Annotated in this window: 13 protein-coding genes; 7 read left to right on the top strand and 6 right to left on the bottom strand. The window is 68.0% G+C overall.

What is annotated here, in order from left to right; translation table 11 throughout:
* Positions 1–94 precede the first annotated feature (94 nt).
* The 5 genes from ACIBH2_RS30210 (at position 95) to ACIBH2_RS30190 (ending at position 7,310) form a co-directional block, all read left to right on the top strand.
* Positions 95–1,777, top strand: coding sequence for a cutinase family protein (locus ACIBH2_RS30210; protein ID WP_397123645.1), 1,683 nt, complete (start codon positions 95–97; stop codon positions 1,775–1,777).
* Positions 1,778–1,939: 162 nt separating this feature from the next.
* Positions 1,940–3,481: a hypothetical protein gene (locus ACIBH2_RS30205; RefSeq protein ID WP_397123643.1), complete on the top strand. Its 1,542-nt coding sequence runs from the start codon at positions 1,940–1,942 to the stop codon at positions 3,479–3,481.
* A 94-nt stretch (positions 3,482–3,575) separates the two neighbouring features.
* A complete protein-coding gene (locus ACIBH2_RS30200; RefSeq protein WP_397123641.1) occupies positions 3,576–5,111 on the top strand; it encodes an FAD-binding protein in 1,536 nt (511 codons plus the stop codon).
* A 25-nt stretch (positions 5,112–5,136) separates the two neighbouring features.
* On the top strand, positions 5,137–5,766 hold the full coding sequence (locus ACIBH2_RS30195; protein ID WP_397123639.1) for a class I SAM-dependent methyltransferase: 630 nt from the start codon (positions 5,137–5,139) through the stop codon (positions 5,764–5,766).
* The gene (locus ACIBH2_RS30190; protein ID WP_397123637.1) at positions 5,763–7,310 is read left to right on the top strand and encodes a phytoene desaturase family protein; all 1,548 of its coding nucleotides are present in this window, start codon (positions 5,763–5,765) and stop codon (positions 7,308–7,310) included. Before ACIBH2_RS30195 ends, ACIBH2_RS30190 begins: the two co-directional genes overlap by 4 nt.
* A 10-nt stretch (positions 7,311–7,320) precedes the next feature.
* Here the strand turns inward: ACIBH2_RS30190 and ACIBH2_RS30185 are convergent, their stop codons facing one another.
* From ACIBH2_RS30185 to ACIBH2_RS30170, 4 genes are all read right to left on the bottom strand, one after another.
* On the bottom strand, positions 7,321–7,950 hold the full coding sequence (locus tag ACIBH2_RS30185) for a hypothetical protein (RefSeq protein WP_397123635.1): 630 nt from the start codon (positions 7,948–7,950) through the stop codon (positions 7,321–7,323).
* Between the two features lie 10 nt (positions 7,951–7,960).
* Positions 7,961–8,863: a LysR family transcriptional regulator gene (locus ACIBH2_RS30180; RefSeq protein ID WP_397123633.1), complete on the bottom strand. Its 903-nt coding sequence runs from the start codon at positions 8,861–8,863 to the stop codon at positions 7,961–7,963.
* Between the two features lie 19 nt (positions 8,864–8,882).
* On the bottom strand, positions 8,883–9,803 hold the full coding sequence (locus ACIBH2_RS30175; protein WP_397123631.1) for a LysR family transcriptional regulator: 921 nt from the start codon (positions 9,801–9,803) through the stop codon (positions 8,883–8,885).
* A 128-nt stretch (positions 9,804–9,931) separates the two neighbouring features.
* Positions 9,932–10,489, bottom strand: coding sequence for a dihydrofolate reductase family protein (locus tag ACIBH2_RS30170; RefSeq protein WP_397123629.1), 558 nt, complete (start codon positions 10,487–10,489; stop codon positions 9,932–9,934).
* A 200-nt stretch (positions 10,490–10,689) separates the two neighbouring features.
* Between ACIBH2_RS30170 and ACIBH2_RS30165 the strand changes: the two genes are divergently transcribed.
* A complete protein-coding gene (locus ACIBH2_RS30165; RefSeq protein ID WP_397123627.1) occupies positions 10,690–12,318 on the top strand; it encodes a threonine/serine exporter ThrE family protein in 1,629 nt (542 codons plus the stop codon).
* Between the two features lie 135 nt (positions 12,319–12,453).
* On the opposite strand, the gene ACIBH2_RS30160 is transcribed toward ACIBH2_RS30165, so the two are convergent.
* The gene (locus ACIBH2_RS30160) at positions 12,454–13,083 is read right to left on the bottom strand and encodes a GDSL-type esterase/lipase family protein (RefSeq protein ID WP_397123625.1); all 630 of its coding nucleotides are present in this window, start codon (positions 13,081–13,083) and stop codon (positions 12,454–12,456) included.
* A gap of 222 nt (positions 13,084–13,305) precedes the next feature.
* Here ACIBH2_RS30160 and ACIBH2_RS30155 point away from each other — a divergent pair, with 222 nt between their 5' ends.
* Complete coding sequence (locus ACIBH2_RS30155; RefSeq protein WP_397123623.1) at positions 13,306–15,915, top strand: lysylphosphatidylglycerol synthase domain-containing protein; 2,610 nt, start codon at positions 13,306–13,308, stop codon at positions 15,913–15,915.
* Here ACIBH2_RS30155 and ACIBH2_RS30150 read toward each other — a convergent pair.
* Complete coding sequence (locus ACIBH2_RS30150; RefSeq protein WP_397123621.1) at positions 15,912–16,529, bottom strand: cysteine hydrolase; 618 nt, start codon at positions 16,527–16,529, stop codon at positions 15,912–15,914. The two genes, ACIBH2_RS30155 and ACIBH2_RS30150, sit on opposite strands and share 4 nt — an antisense overlap.
* Positions 16,530–16,627: the final 98 nt, after the last annotated feature.

Genomic DNA, 16,627 nt, shown 5'->3' with positions numbered 1-16,627 from the left:
ACGCGCACACCCCCGGCAACGACATGTTGCGTGACACACGGCCCGTCGGGGGGCCTGTCCGTCCACGTGTCAGTTATCGAATGGGGATAAGGGCATGGCTCTTCGCGAATTCTTCGTGCGACATAAAGTCGCTTCCGCTACAGCGGCATTGACGTCGCTGGGCGTGGTGGGGGTTTTGGCCGCCACCATCGCCCCGACGTCGACGCCGAAAACTATTGATACACAGTTGAAGTCGTCGGTCACGGAATGCCATGACATGGTGAGCATTTCGGTGGCGGGGCGGGGTGACACGCCGGTGGCGGGCACCACCAAACTGCTGGTCGACGAACATGGGAACGAATTGCCCGCGGCGCTGGCGGGAGATCACAACAGCGAATGGGTCGATCCGGTGGTGAACGCACCGGCCGATGATGTCGACCCGGGCTCCTATGCCGCCATCTATATCGCCTATCCGGCGAATATGGACAGCTACGAGGATGCCGTCAATGCCGGTGTCGCCAATACCGAGCAGGTGATGCGGGAGATCGCCCAGGCGTGCCCGGACACCAAATTCTCGATTGTCGGCTACAGCGAGGGCGCGGATGTCGTGCGCCGCGTGGCCATGAAGATCGGTGGCCAGGAGCCCGGCGCCGACGGCGAGTACGGGATCGTGAACCCCGACGATGTGATGGGTGTGGTCATCCTGGCCGACGCGGGACGCGCCGCCGGTGACGGCCCGTTCATTGGCGCGCAGGACCCGTTCGCCAATCCGGACGGCTTCGACCAGAAGTATCAGAACGGCGTGAAACCCGTGGCGGGCCAGGGCGTCTCGCAGGGCGGCGATTTCGGCAAGTTGAACGGCAAGATCGCGTCGTTCTGTTCCGATGGCGACCTCACCTGTTCGGCCCCGCAGAATATCTCGCTGTTGCAGTTGGCGGTGAATGTCGGCCGACAGATCAATGTGGATGCGCTGCAACGCGATGGGCTGACTCCGGCGACCGGTCAGGATGTGGCGGAGACGCTGGGGCAGATCGCGCTGGCGGCATTCTCCGATATCGCCTCGAATCCGAATTGGATGAAGAGCGACGAGACGTTCCTGCAGGTGCTGTTGAAGGTGTCGGACCCGAATTACAAGCCGGGCGAGTCGAAGGCACCGGCGCAGGCCGACACCATCGCGACGGACAATATGTCGCCGCTGGCCTATCTGCCGCAGAAGATCTTCAATGAGATCGTCGGGCTGATCGTGACGAATCAGAACACCATTCCGGTGATTCTGAGTGATCCGTACAAGCAGACACTGGGCGACAATCACGAGGGCCACCACTTCGATTACTGGAAGGACGCCGACCCGGCGAACGGCAAGCAGTTGACCTCGGCCGAGTACGCGGCCGCCTGGCTCACCCATCTGGCCAAGCAGGCGCAGGCGGGCGAGAAGGTCGACACCAAGGCCAAGCCGACCGAGGACGATCTCGCCGACGCGTACCGGGCGGCGACCGAGACGGCGACGCCGACGAGCACCTCGACCAAGACGTCCACCACGACGTCGACGACCAGCCCGTCGAAGACCACCGCGACCACACCGCCGACGTCCACGACGGACAAGTCGACCACGACCGCTCCGGCGCCGACGACCACGTCCGAAAGCTCCAGCACGACAACGACTCCGCCGGTGACGACGACAACGCAGGCGCCTTCGCCGGTAGCGGCCTCCCCGGAGACCACCAAGCCGACCACGGAGCAGCCGACCGAAGCTCCCACCACCACAACCACTTCGGCGGCCCCGACCACCACCAAGTAGCGCCACCGCTGTCCCCTCCGCCGCATCCGGCACCCCCGCCGGATGCGGCGGAGTCATATCCACACCCTGGCGATTTGTTCGCTTTGAACCCCCTTGCCCGTTATGGGAGAGTCGATCCGCTGATTGATGACGTGCAGGGCGTCGTGGCAGAGGGGTTCGGGTATGACTTCGGTGTCGTTGTCGAAAGCACCGGATGCGGGGTGGGTTTCGGTCACGGGTGCGTTCGGCGACGAGTACGCCGTCGCGGGGCAGGCGATCGGGCCGGGGCTGTACCCGTGTCGCGATCGTGCCGGGCGTGACCGGTTGTACAAGCTGTTCAACCAACCGGTCACCGACGCGGGTGTGATCGGATGGGTCGCGCGCGCGGTGTGTTTCGGACGCGAGATCGTGTTCGCCGCCGAGGACCGGGTGGGCTCCGCGGGCGTCGCCGCCAGCGCCATGACCTGGCCGATCGATCTGGTGAAGCACGAGAACACCCTGCTGGGCGTCGTCCTGCCGTCGGGTCCCGGTGATTTCCAGCTGCCCGATGGCTCGATGCTCACCTTCGACCAGCTCTACACCCGCTCCGCCGCGCCGCCCGACGCGTATCTGCGTGTGGCCGTGTTGATTCGGGCCTGCGAGATCGTGGAGGTGCTCGACGAGACGAGCCTGGTGCACGGTGAGCGCTTCGGTCTGGCGGTGCTCATCTACCGCGGCCTCTTCCAGGGCACGGATGTGGCGCCGCACGAGCCCGGGCCGTGGCAGCCGCCATCCGGTATTCCGCGGGAGCTGGATTCGCGACTGCTGGGCCTGTTCGACCGCGCGTTCGGCGTTCCGCACGTGCGCCCCTCGGCCGGGGAATGGCGGGTCGGTCTCCGGGAGGCCTTCCTCACCGCGGACGGCACGCACTACCGCGCGGACGCCCTGACCGTCCTCGACCGGCGCACAACACAATTCGCTCCCGCGGCACCCCTCACACCGCCACCCGCGCCCGCCGGATGGCAGCCGCCGCCCGCACGCGCTACGGGGGTGCTGATCGCGGCGATTCTGCTCGTGGTGGCCGCGCTCGTCGGCGTCGCCGCCCTCGTCACGGTGAACATGCGCGAAACCGACGAGCAGACCGCCGCCCCCACCACCACGTACTCCTACTCCCCCAGCGAGTACTACACCCCGACCACCGCGCCCTTCGACTGGAGCAGGCTGAACGCCCAGGCCACCGACCCCACCCCCTTCACCTCGGAAGCCCTACTGCCCCAGAGCTTTCGCGATGCCAAGAACGTGGAGTACACCCTGCGCGCGGGCGGTGTGAAGGACTGCGTCACCAACGGCATGTCCCAGAACGTGAAGGACATTCTGTCCCAGTACGGTTGCTCGCACATGATCGCCGGTTCCTATATCGACGCCTCCGACCAAATCCTCGTCTCGGTCAATGTCATGGCCTTCCCCACCACCGACGCCGCCAACACCCTCTACGAAACCATGAAGGGCCAAACCCAGGACTGGGCCGTGTGGTGTCCCCAACACGGCGTCGGCTCCGCCGTATGCGACAGCGATATCAGCTACGCCACCCGCTCCGGCTGGGGCGCGCAGAACTACCGCTACGTCTACGAATCCACCGCGCTCTACATCAACCTGACCCAGGACACCGATATCAAGGACTGGCTCGACGCGGCCGCCCGCGAAGCCGTCCTGAAATCGGGCCCGGAGAACCACTGGCCCAAGTGACAGACCCCCCTCGGTTCCTGCACACCGGGACGGTGGGTGCGTGGGCCGGGAGCGCTGCTTACCGTCGAGGGGGACGGCGAGGTCGGAGGTTGTGGTGACGGTCTGGAACGAAGAAGTCGATGTGCTGGTCGCGGGGTCGGGGGGCGGGCTGGCCGGGGCGTATACGGCGGCTCGGGAGGGGCTGAGTGTGGTCGTGGTGGAGGCGACCGAGAAGTTCGGGGGAACAACGGCGTATTCGGGGGGCGGAGGCGTGTGGTTTCCGTGCAATCCGGTGTTGCGGCGGGCGGGGGTGGACGACAGTGTCGAGGACGCGTTGACCTACTTCCGGACGGTGGTGGGGGATCGGACACCGGTCGCGTTGCAGGAGGCCTATGTTCGCGGTGGGGCACGGGTCATCGAGTATCTCGAGCAGGATTCGGCCTTTTCGTTTCAGGTGTTTCCGTGGCCGGACTACTTCGGGAAGGCCCCGAAGGCGCGGCTGGATGGCAAGCGCCACATCGTGCCGACGCCGCTGCCCGCGGCGGAGCTGGGCGAGTTGAGCGATTCGGTGCGTGGGCCGCTGGCGACCGACCGGCAGGGAGCTCCGCAGCCGGACACGCTGATCGGCGGGCGCGCGCTGGTGGGGCGGTTCCTGCTCGGAATGAGCAAGTACCCCAACGTTTCTCTGCGTCGGAATACCGCGTTGGTCGAACTGGCCATCGAGGACGGCGCGGTGGTCGGCGCCGTGGTGGAGCGCGACGGTGAGCGGAGCGCGATCCGCGCCCGCAAGGGAGTGTTGTTGGCGGCGGGCGGTTTCGAAGGCAACGAGCAGTTGCGACAGCGCTTCGGCGTGCCGGGATCCTCCCGAGACACCATGGGCCCCTGGGGAAATCAGGGCCGCGCACACGAGGCCGCCATGGCGGTCGGCGCGGATACCGACCTGATGGATCAGGCGTGGTGGTCGCCGGGCATGATCCATCCGGATGGTCGCGCCGCCTTCGCATTGTGGTTCACCGCGGGCATTTTCGTGAATCAGGACGGTGTGCGCTTCGTCAACGAATCGGCTCCGTACGACCGGTTGGGCCGGGAGATCATCGCGTCCATGGACGAGGGGACGGTGACGCTGCCGTACTGGATGATCTACGACGACACCGAGGGCGCGATCCCGCCGGTCAAGGCAAGCAATGTGCCCATGGTGGCGGCCGAGCGATACATCGAGGCTGGGCTGTGGCATACCGCCGATACCCTCGCCGAACTCGCCGACAAGCTCGGTATTCCGGGAGATGCCTTGGCCGCCACCGTATCTCGGTTCAACAAGATGGCCGACCAGGGTGTGGACGAGGATTTCGGACGCGGTGACGAAGCCTACGATCGCGCCTTCTCCGGGGGCGAGTCGCCACTGGTCCCGATTCGCAAGGGCCCGTTCCACGCGGCCGCCTTCGGCATCTCCGATCTCGGCACCAAGGGCGGTCTGCGCACCGATACCGCCGCACGGGTCCTGGACTCCTCCGGCGTCCCGATTCCCGGCCTGTACGCGGCGGGCAACACCATGGCCGCGGTGAGCGGCGCCACCTATCCCGGCGGCGGCAATCCCATCGGCGCGTCCGTGCTGTTCAGCCACGTGGCGGCGATGGACATGCTCGGCCGGTAGGCCACGGCCCCCTAGAGTCGAGTCCATGACCGACGTTGGCGATATGCGGGTGGTACAGACGGCCTACGACGAGGTGGCGGAGCTCTACACCGCCATGTTCCGCGACGCGCTCGACACGATGGTGTGGGATCGCGCGATTCTCGGCGCGTTCGTGGAGTTCGCGGCCGACCGCGGGCCCGTCGCCGACCTCGGCTGCGGACCGGGCCGCATCACCACCTACCTGCATGCCGCAGGCCTGGACGTCCGCGGCATCGACCTGTCGCCGGAGATGATTCGCCTGGCCAGCCGGGACTTCCCCGATATCCGGTTCGAGGTGGGCAGTATGGAGGCCCTCGACCTGCCCGATGCCGCGCTGGGCTCGATCGTCGCCTGGTACTCCATCATTCACACCCCGCCCGAGCGCCTGCCCGCCGTCTTCGACGAGTTCGCGCGCGTCCTGCGCCCCGAAGGCCTGGTGCAACTGGCCTTCTTCGCCACCGACCAGGAGGTCGAGGCCTTCGACCACAAGGTCGCCACCGGCTACCGCTGGGATCCGGAGCGGCTCTCGCGACTGCTGGCCCGACACGGCCTGCGCACCGTCAGCTACACGGTGCGCGAACCCGACGAGGGGGAGCGCGGCAGGCAGGGCTATCTGATGGCGGTGAAGGACGCATGAGGCCGACCCGGGGCTCCTATGACGTCGTGATCGTGGGCGGCGGCCACAATGGCTTGGTGGCCGCCGCCTATCTGGCACGGGCCGGTCGCTCGGTGCTGGTCCTGGAGCAGCGGGAGCGTACGGGCGGCGCGGCGGTCTCCGAGCAGGTGTTCGCGGGGGTGGACGCGCGACTGTCGCGGTTCTCGTATCTGGTGAGTCTGTTGCCGGACAGTATCGTTCGCGATCTCGGGCTGCGGTTCGAGACTCGGCGGCGGCGGATTTCGTCGTATACACCGGTGGGGTCGGGCGGGCTGCTCGTCGACAACGATTCCGAGGCCGCCACCCGGGAGAGCTTCGTTCGTGTCACCGGGTCGGACCGGGATTTCCTTGCGTGGCAACGGTTCTACGGCGACACGGCGCGGTTGGCGCAGCGCGTGTTCCCCACCCTCACCGGCCCGCTGCCCACCCGGTCGCAGTTGCGCGCGATCGTCGGCGACGATGGCTTGTGGGACACGGTGTTCGAGCGTCCACTCGGTGCGACGGTGGAGGCGACCTTCGCCGACGACACCGTACGAGGCGTCGTTCTCACCGATGCGCTCATCGGGACCTTCACGCACGCCCACGACACCTCACTGCTGCAGAACAGGTGCTTTCTCTATCACGTGATCGGCGGCGGCACCGGCGAGTGGAATGTGCCGGTCGGCGGTATGGGGGCGCTCACCGACGCCCTCGCCGACGCGGCACGCTCGGCCGGAGCCGAAATCGTCACCGGTTGCCCGGCGACCTCGATCGACACCGACGGCAGCACAGCGGAAGTCGGCTTCGACGGTGGCGTGGTCGGCGCGCGGCGGGTGTTGGTGAACGCCGCGCCCTACGAACTCGGCCGTCTACTGGGTGAGCCGGTGGACAAACCCGAAGGCGCACAACTGAAGATCAATATGCTGCTGCGTCGGCTGCCGCGCCTGCGGGACACCTCGGTCGACCCACGCGACGCCTTCGCCGGGACTTTCCATGTGTCCGAAGCGGCTTCGCAACTCGAGCGGGCCTACCGGGAAGCGGCGGCGGGCGCGATCCCCTCGGCCCCGCCGTCGGAGATCTACTGCCATACCCTCACCGACCCGTCGATTCTGTCGCCGGAGCTCACCACGCAGGGTATGCACACCCTCACGCTGTTCGGTCTGCACACTCCCGCACGGCTTTTCGAGAGCGACCCCGCCGCCTCCAAGGCCGCCCTGGTGGAAGCCACCCTGGCGCAATTGGATTCGGTGCTCGCAGAGCCCATTCGCGAGTGCCTCGCCCTGGACGGTGACGGCAACCCCTGCCTGGAGGCCAAATCCCCGATCGATCTGGAGTCCGAGATCGGCATGCCCGGCGGTCACATCTTCCACCGTGATCTGGAATTCCCGTATCGCGCCGATGATTCCGCCGACGACCCGGCCACCCGCTGGGGCGTCGCCACCGGTCACGCCACCATCCTGCGGTGCGGCGCGGGCGCGGTACGCGGCGGCGGCGTGAGCGGCATCGGCGGACACAACGCGGCCATGGCGGTACTGGAAAGCACCTGAGCCCAAAGGATTACGGCAACAAACCCGACACCACGCCGCCGAGGTGCACGACCTTCTCCCGGCACGCGCTCTCCTGCGCGTCACCGGTGCGCCCCCACTCCACCGAGACCAGGTCGTGCCCCTGTTTGAAGGACACATCGCACTTGGACAGACTGGTGGAGCGGCAGAACACCGCTTCTTCCGATCGGCCGACCGGCGGTGCCGCGTCGTCACCACAGAGCATCTTCTTGTTCGTGAACGTCGCCCCCAGGTGCGGCAGCGACTGGTAGTGCCAGATCTGAACGGTGACGTACTGCCCATCCGAGCGCCACTCGCATTCACGCAGCGCGGCGGTGAACGACGCGTCCTGATCGTGATGGTCGGCGTCGGTGAACGCGGGCAGACCGGGCTGCCGGGCGATCTCGTCACACGTCGGAATGCCCTCCAACACAGCGGGATTCGACAGCGTCGGCTTGGGCGTCGTGGTCGCGGCCGCCGTGCTGGCAGCGGTCACCGTGGCCTGTTGGGTGACGGTTGTCGAGCCGGGCAGCGCCGAACCCTCCACCTCGTTCCCGCATCCGACCGCGCCGCCGATCATCGCGAACGCCACACCCACACCGCCGACGCACCGCAGTGCGCCCCTCCCACCAGCACCGATCACCCGGGAAACTCTACCCACCGCCGCCCGCGCAGATCTCCCGGCAGCAGCGGATGAAGTCGCGGACCCGGGCATTCGCCTCGGAGAATTCGGGCCAGGCCACCGCCACCCGGCTCGGACCTATGCCACGAACCGCTCGGTACACCACGCCCGGGCGCGGGTAGTAGCGGGCGGAACTGGCCGGGGTGAAGCTGATGCCGAAGCCATTGCCGATGGCGGTGAGCCATTCGTCGGTGTTGTGGGCGATGGCGCCGATGACGGCCGTCTCGGCGGGGCGTTGGTCCGCGCCTATCCAGAAGTCGCGCCACCACCCGCTCTCCGGCGGCGCGGCGACGAAGGGTTCGGACCAGAGCTCCTCGAACGCGATCTCCGCGCGGTCGGCGAGGGCATGCGTGGCGGGCAGGGCTATCCACCGAGGTTCGGTGAACAGCTCGCGCGTGCGGTACTGGTCGTCGCCCGGAAAGGGCAAGCGCACCAAGGCGACATCGACATCGCCGTCGGCCAGCCCGGCGGAGGGATCGAGCCATCCGGTCTGGCGCATATCGATGCGCCAGTCGGGATGCTCGCGGCGGAAGGCGGCGGTGATCTCGGGTGTGAATTCGTTCGCCGCGCTGGCGATGAAACCCACCCGCAGCACCTTGGCCGCCGCGCTCGCACCGCTCTTGGTGTCGCGCAGCATGCGATCCCAGCCGCCGAGCAGGCCGGGTGCGTGCGCGGCGAAGACACGACCGGGTTCGGTGAGGGTCATACCGCTGCGGGAGCGGGTGAAAAGCTCCACGCCCAGTTGCTGTTCCAGCTGTTTGATCTGCTTGGTCAGCGCGGGCTGCGACACGTACAGCCGCTGCGCGGCGCGGGTGAGGTTGCCCTCCTGCGCGACCGCGACGAAATACCGCAGCAGCCGGGTGTCGATATCCACCTCGACAGCGTATGGCCCGCTACGACAGGCGGCGGTGGCCGTCGGCGGAGTGGCCGATCACATCCGAGCAGCAGCGAATGAAATAGCGGACGACCGGATCGGTTTCGGAGGCATCGGGCCAGACGACCGCGACCCGGGTGGGGCCGATGCCGTTGACCGGCCGAAAGACCACGCCGGGACGGGCATTGGTGTGGGAGGTGGAGGCGGGGGTGAAGCTCACGCCGTAACCATTGGCGATGGCCGTCAGCCATTCGTCGGTATTGCGGGCGATGGCTCCGATGATGGCGGTCTCCCGGGGACGGGCGTCCAGACCCATCCAATAGTCGCGCCACCAACCGGTTTCGGCAGGAGAGGAGACATAGGGTTCGTCCCACAGTTCGCGAAAGTCGATGTCCTCGCGTTCGGCGAGTGGATGGTCCTCGGGCAGCGCGATCCAGCGCGGTTCGGTGAACAGCTCCCGCAGGTGGTACTCCTCCTGCCCCGGAAAGGGCAGGCGCAGCAGGGCCACATCGACATCGCCCTCGTCGAGTCCGGCGGTGGGATCGGTCCAGCCGCCCTGCCGGATATCGACCTCCCAATCGGGGTGCAGCCGATGGAAGACCCGAATGATCTCCGGGATATGCCCGTCGGCGGCGCTGGCGACACTGCCCAGCCGCAACACACAGGCCGCGCGGCTGGTCTCGCTCTTGGTGTCGCGCAGAATGCGATCCCATCCGGCCAGCAGGCCCGGAACTCGGGCGGCGAGCACCTTGCCGGGCGCGGTGAGCGTCATACCCGCTCTGGACCGAATGAACAGTTCCATCCCGAGCTGGTTTTCCAGCTGTTTTATCTGTGTGGCCAGCGCGGGTTGGGCAACATGCAGTCGCTGCGCCGCCCGCGGCAGGTTCTCGGTTTCCGCGACCGCCATGAAGTAACGCAGCAGTCGCGTATCGATGTCCACGCCACAAGGTTACGAACGCGTCCACCCCTAGGCATATCCCGGCGTCGACAGCCGGGACGATTCTCGGGATGCTATTCGCGATTCCGGCACGCCGTGATCGCGGCACAACGCGCTGTCGACGCTCGCGTCTAGCCGAAACTCGGGCGCACGACCGAGGGGGAGGCGACGCGGTAGGTGGTCAGCAGGACGCCGTTGTCGAGGGACTTGCTCTCGGTGAGCTCCAGGGTGGCCTCGGCGTCGACGGAGGCCCACAGGCTGTCGCCCTTGCCCAGCAGCACCGGGTAGACGACCAAGCGGTATTCGTCGACCAGGCCGTGCGCGTTCAGGTGGTGCACCAGCTGGGCGCTGCCGAATACCAGCAGGTTCTGCTCGGACTTCAGCTTGGCGATGGAATCGGCCAGATCGCCCTCGATGCGGGTGGCGTTCCACTCCAGGTCGCCCTGCGAACTGGCCACATGCTTGGGCATGCTGTTCATCTTGTCCTTGTACCAACCCTCTTCCGGGTGGGTCGGCCACGCTGAGGCGAAAGCCTCGTAGGTGGTGCGGCCGAGCAGCAGCGCCTCGGCGTCCTCCATCTCCGCGCTCTTGTAATCCGCGATGGCGTCGTTCCAGAACGGCGCGGTCCACGCCGGATTCTCGATGATTCCGTCGAGCGAAACGAATTCGGCGACAACGATCTTGCCCATGGTTTTCTCACTCTCTCGTTGGTGCGGCTCCAGCATGGCGGAGCGCGTTCGAGGGTGTTGACGGAACGCGGGCGAAAAATTCATCGGCGCTGCCCGGCGCGCTTCCCACCGAGGTCTAGGGTGGGTGTTTGTTGCGAGAAATTTGCTGGATTGGGGCTTCCCGACCCGCCCGCTCGGCGCGGTGACAGCGAGGAGGCGCGATGGACACACCTGAATCCGAGCACCGCCCACGCCATCTGCGCGCGGGACCCCGCCCCATACCCATACCCCGCCGCATGTCCTCGGTCATGCGCGATGCCGCCGATTCGGTGGACCGCTGGATGCTGCGCCGCGCCGCCACCCGCCACGCCGCCGTCGCGCCGGAGGCCGCGGACCCGCCGGAGGAACCTCCGGTCTCGGCGGATCTGCTGGATCTGCTGCGCCACCTCGGCGTCGCGCTGATCTCCTCCGGTGAGACCACCAATCAGGTGCAGCGAATACTCGATGATCTGGCCCGCCGCTACGACGCCACCGAGGTGCACTTCTTCGTCCTGCCCACCGGCGTATTCGTTCGGGTACAGGATTCCCGAGGATCGGCGGTGGATCTGTTGGAGGCCAGCGTGGATACGCTTCGCCTGGATCAGATCGCCGCGCTGTACCACCTGCTCGACGAGATCAAGCGAAAGCTCCCCCCGCCCGCGCGCGCCACCGCCGACCTGGAGAAGATCCTCACCTCCAAACCGCCGACACCGGTGTGGTTGAAACTGCTCGGCAATGTGGTGCTCACCATCGGCCTCGGGCTCATGCTCAATCCCGGTGCGCCCGCGCTGCTCGGCTATGTGGTGATCGGTCTCGTGGTGCAGACCCTGATCATCCTCGCGGAGCGAATGCCCTTGCTGTCCACCGGTTTACCCGTGCTGGCGGGTTGTGCGGCGACGGTGCTGGCCTTCGGGTTCCCGCATGCCCTGGGCGGCGGGCACCCGTCGCAACTGCTGGTGCCGGGTGTGGCGGGGCTGCTGCCGGGCGCGGCGCTCACCAATGGCTCGATCGAATTGGCGACCGGGTCGATGGTGGCGGGGGCCAGCCGCACCATGTACGGGCTGAACAAACTGTTCCTGCTGGCCTTCGGCATCCTGATCGGGCTGCAACTGTTGGGCCCGCAGCCGCCGGAGCCCAATACCGTTGCCTACCAACTGGGTTGGTGGGCCCCGGTGCTGGGTGTGCTGTTGATCGGCCTCGGGTACTCGTGGCGGTCCAGCGCGCCGCCGAACTCGGTGCCGTGGCTGCTGCTGGTGCTGTACGTGGCGGCGGGGGCGCAGAAGGTCGGCGTCCTGCTCGGCGGCGGTCTGCTGGGTTCGTTCCTCGGCGGCTTGGTCGCGGTGCCCGCCGCCTATCTGGTGCAGCGCAAGCGGAACGCGCCACCGACGCAGGTGGCCTTCCTGCCCGCGTTCTGGATGCTGGTGCCCGGCGGCATCGGTCTGACCGGGATATCGCAACTGGTCACCAAGAGCGATCCCAACGGTCTGCACGTCCTGGTCGAGACAACGCTGACGGTCGCGGCCATTGCCCTGGGCGTGCTGGTGGGCTCGGGCGTATCCAACAAACGGCCGCCGCGGATCGCGCCGATGTTGGACCAGTGGCTGCCTCCGGTCACCGGAAAGACCGTGCCGCAGAACGGAAAACACGCCGAAGCCGCGCGCCATGCGGCGGAGACCGCACAACGGGCGGCGCGGCAGGCCAACCGCGCGGCGCGGACGGCGCAACGCTCGGCCGAGGAGCAGCGCAGCGCCGCCGAAGAGCAGGATTCCGGCACCCGGAGCAACGGCGCGAGCGAGAACGACGGCAGCTGACCCGCGGCGACGAGACTGTGAACGCCGCCTCGGTCACACCCCGTGCCCGGCGGACGATCCGCCGGAACCGCGGACTCGACCGACCGATACCGCTGTCGCGTGCGGGTTGACCGTCCGCTGGCGACACGAGGTCCCTCAGCCCATGGCCGCGGTTCCCCCGTGCGGATCCGACAGCCACAGCAGCCAGTGCGGGGCCAGCAGCTCCGCGAATTCCCGGTACCCCGCCGCGGCCGGGTGCGCGCCGTCCACGGCGGCGACCTCCCGCATCCAGATCGGATTGGCGCGCAAGGGCTGATGCGTGCGCGCGTAGGAGACGCCCGCACCCGCGCAGAGGACGGCGAAGCGCTCGTCGAGCGCCACCATCCGATCGTTGTGCGCGGCGTCGGCGACGGGCGGCGGCGCGACCACCAGTACCGGCCAACCCTGGTCCCGCGCGCCCGCCAGGATCGCCGCCAGATTCTCGACCGACTGCTCCGGTGCGACCCGGGGGTGCGAGCCGTCGCGGTGATGGGTGTCGTTGGCCCCCGTCGAGATCACCAGCCGCGCATCGGTGCCCGCGGGCAGCCGGGGCGCGCACTCGGCGGCCCAGCGGCCCCGCAGTTCGGTCGAGGTCTCACCGCGGATACCGAGGTTGTAGTAGGTGAGCGGTTGCCCGGCGCTGCTGGCTCGGGCGGCGAGGCGGCCCGCCCAGCCCAGGCAGGTCGGGTCACCCACCCCCGCGACGAACGATTCACCGATGAAACACACACGCAGGTCCGCTGACACCGTTCGATCCTGTCATGTGCGCCCGGGGGTTGCCCGAACATGACGAGGCTCGCGAACCAGACACGCCGGGCCGTCCTGGCCATGGGCTCGTCCCGCCGCGTACCCGTGACGGGTTACCGTAACCGACGAGTAGGTGCACGGGCCCGCCCGCGCGCCCGCCGCCCCACCCGATCCGACCATGGGACCGAAGCCGCTCCCACGAGCCGAAAGCGCCTATAGGACATGCGAGTCGACGGACGGGAGATCCCCGTCGCTGGCAGCCTGCTGCAGCCGCGGGTCCGGCGGACCAGCGATATCCTGCGCGTGGGGCTGTCGGCGGTGTTGGTCGCCATCGTCATCGCGGGTTCGCTCATCACCCGGCCGCAGTGGGAGAACCTGGAGAAGTCCGTCTCCGCCATCGTCGGCTTCCTCACGCCCGAGCAGTCCAATGCCGTCTACATCGTGTACGGCATCGCGATTCTGGCGCTGCCGTTCGCGATATTCGTGCGGCTGGTCTGGCGGCGGCAGTGGAAGCTGTTGGGCGGCTACCTGTCCGCGGGGCTCATCGCGCTGTTGCTGTTCTCCATCACCGGTACGGGCTTCTCCGCGCCGCGCTGGCATCTCTCGCAACCGCAGCAGGTCAATACCTTCCTGTCGCAGTTCCTCGACGATCCGCGCTGGATCGCCATGCTGGCGGCCACCCTGACCGTGGCCAGCCCGTGGCTCCCGCCGCGCGCCCGCCGCTGGTGGTGGACGCTGTTGCTGGCCTTCGTGCCGATCCATCTGGTGGTCAGTCTCGTGGTGCCCGCGCGGGCCCTGCTCGGCCTCTCGGTGGGCTGGTTCGTGGGCGCGGTCATCGTGCTCGTGGTGGGTACGCCCGCCCTGGAGGTGCCGCTCGACGCGGCGGTGCGGGTATTGGCCAAGCGCGGGTATCAGGTGAACGCCTTTCGCGTGCTGCGCCCGGGTGGGCGCGGGCCGCTGGTGCTGACCGCCAGTACGACGCCGCGCTCGGTGACGACGGCGGCCGGGGCCACGGTGGTCGCGGATGCGGAAAACGCTGTGTCACAGGCCGAGGCGGCCACCCTTCCGGCGACCTGGGCGACGGTCCCCGGTTCGGTGCAGGCCGTGGCGGCCAGCACGACGACCGCGACCACCACCGCCCCTGCCGCCCAGCGGGTTTCGGACCGCGTGAACGGCGACAACGCGGATGGCGCGCAGGCCGAATCGGTGGAGCTCACCCCGCCCGATGACGAGCTCGTCGTGGAGCTCTACGGCGCGAATCAGCGCAGTCGCGGTGCGCTGCAAGCACTTCGGCGCTGGCTGACCATTCGCAGCGGCGAGTATCCGGCACTGTTCGCGTCCATGCGCCGCGCGGTGGAGCACCGGGCGCTCATGGGTATCGCCATCGGCGATCTCGGCTTGGGCAGCAACAAACCGCTCACGGTGGCGCTGCTGGATCGCGGCTGGATGCTCTACGCGCACACCGTGCCCGCCGGAATCCCCCTGGAACAGACCCACGGTGAGCATCTGGCGGATGTGTGGCGGGCCCTGGACACCATGCACCGCGCGCAGATCTCGCACGGCGAACTGCGCGCCGAGGATATTCGAATCGACGACGGCGACATCCGATTCGGCGGCTTCACGCAATCGGAGTTCGGGGCCTACGACACCCGCTTCCAATCCGATATCGCGCAATTGCTGCTCACCAGCGCGGGCCTGTTCGGCGCGGAGAAGGCGGTGCGGACCGCCATCGAGGTGCTGGGCGCGCAGCGGGTGCTGGCGGCCTCGCGGCGACTCACCAAGATCGCGATCCCGGCGCAGGTGCGCAAATCCGTGCCCGATGCCAAAGAGCTCATGAAGGCCACCCGCGACGAGGTGGCCGCCCAGACCGGACAGGACCGTATCGAGGCCGCGCAGATCACGCGGTTCTCCCGCAATCAGATCATTCAGCTGGTGCTGTTGATCGGCCTGGTCTACGTGGCCTACCCGTACATCAGCGCGGTGCCGACCTTCACCTCGGAGTTGAGCAGCGCCAACTGGTGGTGGGCGCTGCTCGGGCTGACGGTCTCGGTGCTGAAGTACGTCGGCGCGGCCATGGCGCTGTGGGCCTGCGCGGGGGCGTCGGTGAACCTGCGCAATCTGCTGCTCATGCAGGTGGCGAACACCTTCGCGGCCACCACGACCCCCGCCGGTGTGGGCGGTCTGGCGCTGAGCGTGCGGTTCCTGCAGAAGAGCGGTCTGGGTGCGGTGCGCGCCACCGCCGCGGTGGCCATGCAGCAGTCGGTGCAGGTGGCCACGCACGTCACCCTGCTCATCTTCTTCAGTGTGGCGGCGGGTGTTTCGGCGGATCTGTCGAATATGGTCCCCGATGCCACCGTGCTGTATCTGGTCGGCGGCGTACTGCTCGGTCTGCTCGGCGTCTCCATCTTCCTGCCCACGGTGCGGCGCTGGCTGCGCAACGAGGTGCGGCCGCAATTGGCGGAGGTGTTGACGCAGCTGAAGGAGTTGGGGCGCAGTCCACTTCGGCTGATCATGATCGTGGGCGGTTGCGCGGCAACCACATTGGGTGCGGCGCTGGCGCTGTGGACCAGTATCGAAGCCTTCGGCGGCAGTACGACTTTCGTGACGGTCACCGTGGTGACCATGATCGGCGGCACGCTGGCCTCGGCCGCGCCGACGCCGGGCGGTGTGGGCGCGGTGGAGGCCGCGCTCATCGGCGGTCTGGCCGCCTTCGGGGTGCCCGCCAGTATCGCGGTGCCCTCGGTGCTGCTCTACCGCGTGCTCACCTGCTGGCTGCCGGTGTTCGTCGGCTGGCCGATCATGCGCTGGCTCACCAAGAAGGACATGATCTAGCGCCGCATGGCGTGCAGCTGGTCGAAGATCTGCCCGGAGGACAGGCATCCGGCGGTGGTCAATTCGAGATTGGCGAGCGAGGTGGCGTGCACCTCGGCGGTGGCGGCGGCGACGCAGTCGGCCACCGGATGCACGAAGAAGCCGAAATCCGTTCCGTGCCGCGAGGTTTGCTCCACCGTGAGATTGGTGGCGACGCCGGTGATCAGCAGGGTGTCGATATCGCGGGCCGCCAGCCATTGCGGCAGGGCGCTGCCCGCGAGGCCGGAGAGCTTCTGATTGTCGAAGATCGCGCCCGCCGCGGCCTGCTCGGTCATCTCCGGAATAATCTGCGACCCAGGGGAATTGGGCCGAAACTCGGTCTGCGCCGCGCCGACCGAGCGCATGAAGCCGGTATTGCGCACCAGCCCGCCCTCACCCACCGGAATGGTGAATCGCGTGAAGACCACGGGAATTCCGGCATCGATCACCGCCTGATGCAAGCCCGCGGCGCGCTCCACCACGCCGCTGGTGGCGACCGGTTCGGCGAGCATGGGCCCGAAGAAGCCCTCGGGCCGGACGACATTGATCTGCCAGTGCAGAGCGAGCACGGCGGTGTGGGCGGGCTCGAGCCTCATCACCTCATGGTGCGCCCGGATCCGCTGCTACAACAGCCTTTTCACAAATCCGCCCGCCGCGTCGGAGCCGCGGCGGGCGGCGGATCGGCTCGGATCCG

The organism is Nocardia sp. NPDC050406 (assembly GCF_044459025.1).
In the GTDB taxonomy this organism is placed as follows: Bacteria; Actinomycetota; Actinomycetes; order Mycobacteriales; family Mycobacteriaceae; genus Nocardia.
This window is presented reverse-complemented; position numbering and strand designations above follow the sequence as displayed.